Raw genomic sequence first — 9,271 nt, forward strand, 5'->3', positions numbered from 1 at the left:
GGATTTCCTCGAACAGGTCGTCGTGGTTCGGGATCAGCTGCTCGAACGCCGCGCGCAGGCGGTCACCCATCGCCGCGACATGGTCGAAGAAGCCGGGCTCCAGCATCACGTCGAGGATCGCCTGGCCCGCGGCCATCGCCAGCGGATTGCCGCCATAGGTCGACCCGTGCGTGCCGATGACCATGCCCCGCGCCGCTTCCTCGGTCGCCAGACACGCTCCCAAGGGAAAGCCGCCGCCGATGCCTTTGGCCACCGTCATGATGTCCGGCGTGATGCCGTAGTGTTCGTGCGCGAAGAACTTGCCGGTCCGGCCGTAGCCACACTGGATTTCGTCGAGGATCAGCAGCAGGCCGTGCTCGTCGCACGCCTTGCGCAGGCCCCGGATGAACTCCGGCGTGCCTGCGGTCATGCCGCCTTCGCCCTGCACCGTCTCGACCAGGAACCCTGCGGTCTGGTCGTCGATCAGCGCGAGTGCTGCCTCCAGGTCGTTGAACGGCGCATAGGCGAAGCCCGGCAACAGCGGCTCGAAGCCGTGGCGCATCTTGTCCTGGTTGGTCGCACTGATCGCGCCCATCGTCCGCCCGTGGAAGGCGTTGTGGAAGGTGATGATCTTGGTCCGTTCAGGGCTATCGCCGACATAGTGGTAGCGGCGCGCGGTCTTGATCGCGCATTCGATCGCCTCGGCGCCCGAATTGGTGAAAAACACCGTGTCGGCGAAGCAATGGTCGACGATGCGCTGTGCCAGCGCCTCGCCCTGCGGGCTGCCGTACAGGTTCGACACGTGCATCAGCGTCGCGGCCTGTTCGGCGATCGCCCTGGTCAGATGCGGGTGGCCGTGGCCCAGCGCATTGACCGCGATGCCGGCGGCGAAGTCGAGATACTGTTCGCCACGCTCACCGTACAGGTACACGCCCTCGCCTCGCACCGGCCGCACCCCGCAGCGGGGATAGACGGGCATAAGGGGGGTGATGGTCACTGTACGACTCCTTGTGAAACGCAAACGGCGGCCCGTACCGGACCGCCGGAGCGCGCTTTTACGGGCTAGGGGCGGCGGCCGTCAATTCTTGAGCTTCCACCCGCTCTTGAGCAGCCGGTAGCAGACGAGGCCGAGTACGATGTTGAGCGCCAGCACGATCAGCGCCCCGGCCCACACCGGCAGATAGCCGTCGCTGACCCCCAGGAACCCGTAGCGAAAACCCGAGATGACATAGAAGAACGGGTTGGCGTGGCTTACCGCCTGAAACGCGGGCGCCAGGCGATCGACCGAATAGAACGTGCCCGACAGCAACGTCAGCGGCGCGATGACGAAGTTGGTGACCGCGGCCGCATGGTCGAACTTCTCGCCCCAGATCGACGTCAGCACGCCCAGGAAGGCGAGGAGGGCCGAGCCGAGCAGCCCGAACAGGATCGCCACCATCGGGTTGGCCGGGATCGCCGCGGACCCCAAAAACAGCAGCATCGCCAGCCACACGGTGAAGCCGACGCAGAACGCCCGTGTCATCGCGCCGCCGACCAGCGCCGCCAGCAGCTCCGCGGTCGACAGCGGCGGCATCAGATAGTCGACGATGGTCCCTTGGATCTTGCCGACCAGCAGCGAGAAGCTGGAATTGGCAAACGCGTTGTTGAGCATCCCCATGACGATCAGGCCTGGCGCGATAAACGCGGCGAACGGGATGGTCGCGCTGCCGACGGCCACGCTGCCGCGCCCGCCCAGTGCGGTCGTGAAAACCACCATCAGCAGCAGCTGCGACATGGCGGGCGCCCAGATGGTCTGGAGCTGCACCTTGAAGAACCGGCGCACCTCCTTCACATAGAGGGTCTTCAAGCCGCCCCAATTGACGTTGCGAATCACCGGAACGCCGGGGGCAGGCATCCCGTTTTGGGCGAGGGACGAAGGCTGGTCGGTCATTGCGCATGGCGCGTAATCGAGCAGGCCCGCCCCCGCAAGCAGAGTATGGACTGACACGCATGAGCTGGACCGACGAGCGGATCGACACGCTGAAGACGATGTGGGAGGGCGGCCAGACCGCCAGCCAGATCGCCGAGGCGCTGGGCGGGGTCAGCCGCAACGCCGTGATCGGCAAGGCGCATCGCCTGGGGTTGCAGTCGCGTCCTTCGCCGGTGAAGCCGAACGACCCGGCCGAAGCCAAGGCGAAGGCAAAGGCCGGCGCCGAGCCCACGCCGGCGCCGGTCGCCGCCGCGGCCCCGCCTCCACCGCCGCCCGCACCCACGCCTGCCCCGGAGCCCGAGCCCGAGCCGGAGGCCCCGTTCGATCTGAGTGACGATGCCGACGAGGATGAGGACGACGATGCGCCGGTCGCGGCCGCTGCGGCCCCGGCCGCGCCGCGTCCCGATGCGCCCGTTCTTCGCTCGGTGGGCCCGGGCGGCTTCGTGCGCCAGAACCCGGGCGAACAGGCCCCGCCGATCGCCCCGGCCCCGCCGCGCCGACTGGTTCCGGCCAAGCCAAGCGAAGCGATCGCCGGCAAGACCAGCCTGCTGGAACTGAACGACCGCATCTGCAAATGGCCGCTCGGCCACCCGGGCGAGCCCGATTTCCACTTCTGCGGCGACAAGGTGAACCCGGGCTTCCCGTATTGCGTCGCGCACTGCGGCCACGCGTACCAGGCGCAGATGCCGCGCCGCGACCGCCGCCCGCCGCCGCCGCTGCCCTACGGCGGCCCGCGCGTTCGCTAGCCACCATGTACGGCGGGGCCTCTTCGGCGCCCCGCCGGTCCCGGTTCGCGATCGTCGATCAGCGCACCGGGTGGGCAATCTGTCCAATGGTCGCGCTCGGGCGCCGACCTATCTGTGATGCATGACCGATAATCATCGCCACGCCGCGCCGCTCGTAACGTCCGAAGCGCGGCTACGCTGGATCCTGCGCTGTGGCTGGAAGGGGCGGTGTCCGCGATGTGGGCGTGGCGCGATGTTCGCGTCGTGGCTGAAGATCGTCGAGCGCTGCGATGTCTGCGACCTCGACTATCGCTTCGCGGCACCCGACGACGGTCCGGCGTTCTTCTCGCTCTGCATCATCGCGCTGCCGCTGATCTTTCTGGTCGTCTGGATCGAGGTCGCGTTCGATCCGCCGGGGTGGGTGCATCTGGTCACCTCGCTGCCGATCATGGTCGCGGGCACGCTGTTGCCGCTCAGGCCGATCAAGGGCTGGCTGGTCGCATCGCAATTCGTCAATCGCGCGCAGGAGGCGGGGACGGGCGCGTTGTGGTCGAAGCTGCACGGAACGGACCGCGGCGACTTCGACCAATAGGCGTCAGTGCTTGCGGACGAACTCCGCGCGCAACACCAGGCCCTTGATGCCGTCGAACCGGCAGTCGATTTCCTGGGCGTCGCCGGTCAGGCGGATCGATTTGATGACGGTGCCCTTGCGCAATGTCTGGCCGGCACCCTTCACCTTCAGGTCCTTGATCGTGATGACGCTGTCGCCGTCGGCCAGCAGGTTGCCGACCGAATCGCGGACCTCGATCCGCTCTGCCGCGGCGGCGCGGGCGGCGGCTTCTGCGGCGGGGAGCCATTCGTCGCTGGCGCTATCGAACACGTAGTCGTCGGACATGTGCGCTCCATAGACCCGCGCGGCCCGGCACGCTATCGCGCCCGCATGATCAAGCACGCCCTTCCCGTCACGCGCGAGGCCGACTTCGCCGCCTGGTATCAGTCCGTCATTTCGGAGGCCGATCTGGCCGAGGAGTCGGGCGTGCGCGGGTGCATGGTCATCCGGCCATGGGGCTATGGCATCTGGGAACGTATCCAGAGGCTGCTCGACGATCGCATCAAGGCGACGGGGCATGAGAATTGCTATTTCCCGCTGTTCATCCCGCTCAGCTATTTCGAGAAGGAGGCCGAGCATGTCGATGGCTTCGCCAAGGAAATGGCGGTCGTCACGCATCACCGGCTGATCGCCGACGGCAACGGCGGACTGACGCCTGACCCCAGCGCCAAGCTGGAGGAGCCATTGGTCGTCCGCCCGACGTCGGAAACGGTGATCGGCACCGCCTTTGCCCGCTGGGTCCAGTCGTGGCGCGACCTGCCGGTGCTCATCAACCAATGGGCGAACGTCGTGCGGTGGGAAATGCGCACCCGCATGTTCCTGCGGACCGCCGAATTCCTCTGGCAGGAGGGGCATACCGCGCACGCCACCGCGGACGAGGCGCGCGAAGAGACGCTGAAGATGCTCGAGGTCTACCGCGAGTTCGCGCAAAACTGCCTGGCGCTGCCCGTCGTCGCGGGCGAGAAGCCGGAGAACGAGCGTTTCCCCGGCGCCGTCGCGACCTACAGCATCGAAGCGATGATGCAGGACGGCAAGGCGCTCCAGGCGGGCACCAGCCACTTTCTCGGCACCAATTTCGCGCACGCCCAGAACATCCGCTTCCAGAATGCCGAGGGGCAGCTGGACTATGCCAACACGACCAGCTGGGGCGTGTCGACGCGGATGATCGGCGGGGTCATCATGACCCACGGCGACGACGATGGGCTGCGCGTGCCGCCGCGGATCGCGCCGTGGCAGGTCGTGATCGTGCCGATGCTGCGCGATAATGACGAGGATGCGGCGATCGTCGATTACTGCAAGGCGCTTCAGGCAGACCTCGCCACGCAGACGGCGCTGGGCGAACCGATCCGCGCGCTGCTCGACCTTAAGCCCGCCAAGGCCGCGACCAAGCGCTGGGGCTGGGTGAAGAAGGGCGCACCGATCGTGATCGAGGTTGGCGGGCGCGACGTCGCCGGGGGCAACGTGTCGGTCATCCGCCGCACCGCGCTGTATCGCGAGGACGGCAAGCTCAATTCCGCGATCCTGCCGCGCGACGCGTTCGTCGCCGACGCCGCGGCAACGCTGGAGACGATCCAGAACGATTTGTTCGAACAGGCCGAGACCCGGATGAAGGCCGCGATTGCCCCGATCGACGACTGGTCGGATATCGAGGCGATGTTCGCCGATACCGATGGCCGCCCCGGCTGGGCCGACGTCCGCTGGTCGAAGCCGACCGGCGACGCGCTGGAGAAGGTCGTCGATCGGCTGAAGGCGCTGAAGCTCACCATCCGCAACGCGCCGATAGGGCAGAGCGGCACCGACACCGGCCCCTGCATCTTCACCGGCGAACCGGCGGTCGAGCGCGTGCTGGTCGGGCGGTCCTATTGATGGCGGTCTGGCAGCGCCCGGTCGATCTCGCGCGCCTGACCGCCTTGGGCGCGGCGACGATGCCCGGGCATGTCGGGATCGAATTCACCGCGGTGGGCGAGAACAGCCTGACCGCGCGAATGCCGGTCGATCACCGGACGCACCAGCCGTTCGGACGGTTGCACGGCGGCGCATCGGTCGTGCTGGCGGAAACGGTTGCCTCGGTCGGTGCGTGGCTGGCGGCGCCCAAGGACAAGATGACGGTGGGGCTGGAGATCAACGCCAATCACATTCGCCCGGCGATGTCCGGGCACGTCCATGCGACCGCGACCGCCGAAGCGATCGGGCGGACGACGCAGGTGTGGACGATCCGCATCGTCGATGATGCGGACAAGCTGGTGTGCCTGTCGCGGATCACGATGGCGGTGATCGACGCAGGGTGAGCCTCAACCCAATGCACCGTCACCCCCGCGGAGGCGGGGGTAAATTCTGGCTGTCGTTGCGGCTCCTTTTTCATATTCAGCCACAATTGATTCCCGCCTGCGCGGGGATGACGGACGAGACGTGATGGCTAAAACCTACGACGCCATCATCCTCGGCGGCGGTGCGGCCGGGCTGTTCGCGGCCGCGACTGCCGGGCAGCGTGGCCGCAAGGTGCTGGTCGTCGACCACGCCCCGCGCGTCGGCCAGAAGATCCTGATCTCCGGCGGCGGGCGGTGCAATTTCACCAACATCCACACCGCGCCCGATCGTTACATCAGCGCAAACCCGCATTTCGCCAAGTCGGCGCTCGGCCGCTACACGCCCGCCGACTTCATCGGACTCGTCGATGCGTACGGCATCGCCTGGCATGAAAAGACGCTGGGCCAGCTGTTCTGCGACGGATCGGCCGCGCAGATCGTCGCGATGCTGCTGGAAGAATGCGCGAAGGGCGGGGTGGCGATCGCGACCGGGCATCCGTTGCACGACGTGGGGCACGCCGACGCGCGCTTTTCGGTCGCGTTCGGCGATCGCACTGCGTCCGCCCCCGCGCTGGTGATCGCAACCGGCGGCCCGTCGATCCCGAAGCTCGGAGCGAGCGATATCGCCTATGTCCTCGCCCGCCGGTTCGGATTGAAAGTGGTCGAGCCACGCCCGGCGCTGGTGCCACTGACATTGGGCGGCGACGATATGCTGTTTCGCGGCATCGCCGGCGTCGCGACCGAGGCCATCGTCCGCGCGGGAAAGGCGGCGTTCCGCGAGGCTGCGCTGTTCACCCATCGCGGGCTGTCGGGGCCGGCGATCCTGCAGGCATCCTCCTATTGGCGGCCGGGCGAAGCGGTGGCGATCGACCTGCTGCCCGACCGTCCCGCAGGCTGGCTCCGCACCGCCAAGCGCGAGGCGCCGCGCGTCGGCGTGAAGCGTGCGCTGGGCCTGCCCGAACGCCTGGCCGAGGCGCTGACCGAGCGGCTGGCGCTCAGCGGCGAACTCGCCAACATCCCCGACCGTACGCTGGAGACGGCCGAGCGGCAGCTCGCCGACTGGCACTTCCATCCCAACGGGACCGAGGGGTTCGCGAAGGCCGAAGTGACCGTCGGCGGGATCGCGACGGACGCCCTGTCGCAAAGGACGATGGAGGCGAAGGCGGTGCCGGGGCTGTATGCGATCGGCGAAGCGGTCGACGTGACCGGATGGCTGGGCGGGTATAATTTCCAATGGGCGTGGGCGAGCGCGCGCGCGTGCGGGGAGGCGATCTAGCCCTTCCGTGCTTCCGCGCAGGCGGGAGCCCAGGGCCACAAGCGACGCCCTGCGAAACCCTGGGCTCCCGCCTGCGCGGAAGCACGGTTGATTAAGAGGCGCGCCCCGCCTTCTCCACCAATCCCGACACGCCGTCGCGCCGCGCCAGCTCAGCGCGCACGTCGTCCAGGCTCAGCCCCATGTGGTGCAGCAGCACGGTTAGGTGGAACATCAGGTCGGCGGCCTCCCCGACCACTCCGGCGCGGTCGTCGGTGACGGCCGCGATGACAGTCTCGACCGCTTCCTCGCCGACCTTCTGCGCGATCTTGGCGCGGCCCTTGGCGGCGAGCGAGGCGACATAGCTGCTGCCGGGATCGGCGCGCAGGCGATCGGCGATCGTGGCTTCGAGTTGGGCGAAGGCGTCCATGGCCTCGGCGCTTGGCGTCCACAGTGGCGCGCGTCAATCCTTGCGGCGGGCGCGCTTGCGCATCGATCGGCGCGCCAGGATCACCCCGGCAGTGGCCGCGACGGCCAGCGCCACGTCCGACAGCGCAAAGCCCGTCCGCGTGACGACGCCGCTGTGGGCCTGCGCGAAAAGGGTGTCGGGCGACACGAACGCCATCAGCGCCAGCGCCTGGCATGTGCGGATGGTGGCGTTCATGTGGTGCTGTCCATTGGTCGCCCGACACGACCGGACCTAGGCCCGGAATGTGAAGGTCTTGTTAAGCTCGAACCGGCACGCCGGCGGCGGCGAGCGCGCGATGCGCGTCGGCGACGGTCGCTTCGCCGAAATGGAAGATCGATGCGGCGAGCACGGCGGATGCGTGCCCCTCGACGATGCCGGCGACGAGATGGTCGAGGGTGCCGACCCCGCCCGACGCGACGACGGGCACGTCGACCTGGGTAGCGATGGTGCGGATCAGCTCCAGGTCGTAGCCGTCCTTTGTCCCGTCGCGATCCATCGAGGTGACGAGCAGCTCGCCTGCGCCCAGCCGCACGAGACTCAGCGCGTGCGCGACCGCGTCGATGCCGGTCGCGCGCCGCCCGCCGTGGGTGAAGACTTCCCAGGCATCCCCGACCCGGCGCGCATCGACCGATGCGACGACGCACTGGCTGCCCATCCGCTGTGCTATATCGGCGACGAGTTCGGGGCGGGCGACCGCGGCGGAATTGACCGCGACCTTGTCGGCGCCGGCCAGCAGCAGCGTGCGTGCGTCCTCGACCGACCGCACCCCGCCGCCGACGGTCAGCGGCATGAAGCACACCTCGGCGGTGCGGAGGACGACATCGACGATCGTGTCGCGCCCTTCGTGGGAGGCGCCGATGTCGAGGAAGCAGAGTTCGTCGGCGCCCGCCGCGTCATAGGCCCGCGCCTGCTCGACCGGGTCGCCCGCATCGCGCAGGTCGACGAAATTGACGCCCTTCACGACGCGCCCGTGCGCCACGTCGAGGCAGGGGATGACGCGCGCGCGGACGGTCACTGATCCTCCCCGGCACGGGGAGGGGGACCGCCGAAGGCGGTGGAGGGGGTGGGCCGCGAAGGGCGCGCTCGTGGCGAGTCCCCTCCATCAGCTTCGCTGGTCCCCCTTCCCGTGCGGGGCAGGATCAGCATGATGCCACCGCGATCGCCTCCGCCAGATCGAGGCGCCCGTCGTACAGCGCGCGGCCGGTGATGATGCCTTCGATTCCCGGCTGGCCCTTCAGCGCGTGGATGTCCTCGATCCCTGCGACACCGCCGCTGGCGATGACCGGGATCGCCACGTTGCGGGCAAGCGCGGTCGTCGCCTGGACGTTGCAGCCTTTGAGCAGCCCGTCGCGGCCGATGTCGGTGAACAGCAGCGCAGCGACGCCTGCGTCCTCGAACCGGCGGGAGAGGTCGGTCGCGGTCACGGTCGACACATCGGCCCAACCTTCGGTCGCGACGAAGCCGTCGCGCGCATCGACCGCGACGACGATGCGGCCGGGCAGGACGCGGGCGGCGTCCTTCACCAGTTGCGGGTCGCGGAGCGCTGCGCTGCCGATGACGACGCGGGCGACGCCCAGCTCCAGCCACGCATCGATGCTGGCGCGCGTACGGATGCCGCCGCCCAGTTGCACGCGGCCGGGGAAGGCCGCGACGATGCCGCGCACCGCGTCGCCGTTGACCGACCCGCCGGCGAACGCGCCGTCCAGATCGACGACATGCAGGTGATCCGCACCCGCCGCGGCGAACGCGCGCGCCTGTGCGGCGGGGTCGTCACCGTAAACCGTGGCGCGATCCATGTCGCCTTCGGCCAGGCGCACGACCTGGCCGGACTTGAGGTCGATGGCGGGGAAGACGATCATCAATTCTTCTCTCTAAATCCTTCCCCAGATCGCTGGGGGAGGGGGACCAGCGAAAGGCTGGTGGAGGGGCTGGCGGGGTACTGCCCAAGCCCCCCCCCCCCC

The 9,271-nt window shown here is 68.6% G+C and carries 12 protein-coding genes; 5 read left to right on the plus strand and 7 right to left on the minus strand.

The genetic code is table 11. The features are described from left to right. Nucleotides 1-976 (minus strand): aspartate aminotransferase family protein (locus ASE86_RS03110; protein WP_235523973.1); only part of this gene is annotated, 976 nt, incomplete at its 3' end. An 81-nt stretch (nucleotides 977-1,057) separates the two neighbouring features. Next, a complete protein-coding gene (locus ASE86_RS03115; RefSeq protein WP_156347123.1) occupies nucleotides 1,058-1,873 on the minus strand; it encodes an ABC transporter permease in 816 nt (271 codons plus the stop codon). A 95-nt stretch (nucleotides 1,874-1,968) separates the two neighbouring features. Here ASE86_RS03115 and ASE86_RS03120 point away from each other — a divergent pair, with 95 nt between their 5' ends. Beyond that, nucleotides 1,969-2,694, plus strand: coding sequence for a GcrA family cell cycle regulator (locus ASE86_RS03120; protein ID WP_056422207.1), 726 nt, complete (start codon nucleotides 1,969-1,971; stop codon nucleotides 2,692-2,694). 121 nt (nucleotides 2,695-2,815) lie between these two features. Beyond that, nucleotides 2,816-3,265: a DUF983 domain-containing protein gene (locus ASE86_RS03125; RefSeq protein WP_056422211.1), complete on the plus strand. Its 450-nt coding sequence runs from the start codon at nucleotides 2,816-2,818 to the stop codon at nucleotides 3,263-3,265. A gap of 3 nt (nucleotides 3,266-3,268) precedes the next feature. Here ASE86_RS03125 and ASE86_RS03130 read toward each other — a convergent pair whose 3' ends face one another. Next, nucleotides 3,269-3,568, minus strand: coding sequence for an alkylphosphonate utilization protein (locus ASE86_RS03130; protein WP_056422214.1), 300 nt, complete (start codon nucleotides 3,566-3,568; stop codon nucleotides 3,269-3,271). Nucleotides 3,569-3,613: 45 nt separating this feature from the next. Here ASE86_RS03130 and proS point away from each other — a divergent pair, with 45 nt between their 5' ends. The 3 genes from proS to ASE86_RS03145 all read left to right on the plus strand — a co-directional run bounded on the left by proS (nucleotide 3,614) and on the right by ASE86_RS03145 (nucleotide 6,865). Continuing rightward, nucleotides 3,614-5,149: a proline--tRNA ligase gene (gene proS / locus ASE86_RS03135; RefSeq protein ID WP_056422216.1), complete on the plus strand. Its 1,536-nt coding sequence runs from the start codon at nucleotides 3,614-3,616 to the stop codon at nucleotides 5,147-5,149. Continuing rightward, a complete protein-coding gene (locus tag ASE86_RS03140) occupies nucleotides 5,149-5,571 on the plus strand; it encodes a hotdog fold thioesterase (protein ID WP_056422219.1) in 423 nt (140 codons plus the stop codon). The genes proS and ASE86_RS03140 overlap by 1 nt, the downstream gene beginning before the upstream one ends. A gap of 124 nt (nucleotides 5,572-5,695) precedes the next feature. Next, nucleotides 5,696-6,865 (plus strand): NAD(P)/FAD-dependent oxidoreductase, encoded by a 1,170-nt coding sequence (locus ASE86_RS03145; RefSeq protein ID WP_056422222.1) that lies wholly within the window; start codon nucleotides 5,696-5,698, stop codon nucleotides 6,863-6,865. Between the two features lie 91 nt (nucleotides 6,866-6,956). On the opposite strand, the gene ASE86_RS03150 is transcribed toward ASE86_RS03145, so the two are convergent. The 4 genes from ASE86_RS03150 to hisA all read right to left on the minus strand — a co-directional run bounded on the left by ASE86_RS03150 (nucleotide 6,957) and on the right by hisA (nucleotide 9,169). Continuing rightward, complete coding sequence (locus ASE86_RS03150) at nucleotides 6,957-7,271, minus strand: phosphoribosyl-ATP diphosphatase (RefSeq protein ID WP_056422225.1); 315 nt, start codon at nucleotides 7,269-7,271, stop codon at nucleotides 6,957-6,959. A gap of 33 nt (nucleotides 7,272-7,304) precedes the next feature. Continuing rightward, nucleotides 7,305-7,505, minus strand: a complete 201-nt coding sequence (locus ASE86_RS03155; RefSeq protein WP_056422227.1) for a hypothetical protein — start codon at nucleotides 7,503-7,505, stop codon at nucleotides 7,305-7,307. A 61-nt stretch (nucleotides 7,506-7,566) separates the two neighbouring features. Next, nucleotides 7,567-8,325: an imidazole glycerol phosphate synthase subunit HisF gene (hisF, locus tag ASE86_RS03160; protein ID WP_056422230.1), complete on the minus strand. Its 759-nt coding sequence runs from the start codon at nucleotides 8,323-8,325 to the stop codon at nucleotides 7,567-7,569. Between the two features lie 124 nt (nucleotides 8,326-8,449). Continuing rightward, nucleotides 8,450-9,169 carry a 1-(5-phosphoribosyl)-5-[(5-phosphoribosylamino)methylideneamino]imidazole-4-carboxamide isomerase gene (hisA, locus tag ASE86_RS03165; RefSeq protein ID WP_056422232.1) on the minus strand — a complete coding sequence of 240 codons (720 nt, stop codon included), beginning with the start codon at nucleotides 9,167-9,169 and terminating at the stop codon, nucleotides 8,450-8,452. Nucleotides 9,170-9,271: the final 102 nt, after the last annotated feature.

This window comes from Sphingomonas sp. Leaf33 (assembly GCF_001421785.1).
Lineage (GTDB): Bacteria > Pseudomonadota > Alphaproteobacteria > Sphingomonadales > Sphingomonadaceae > Sphingomonas.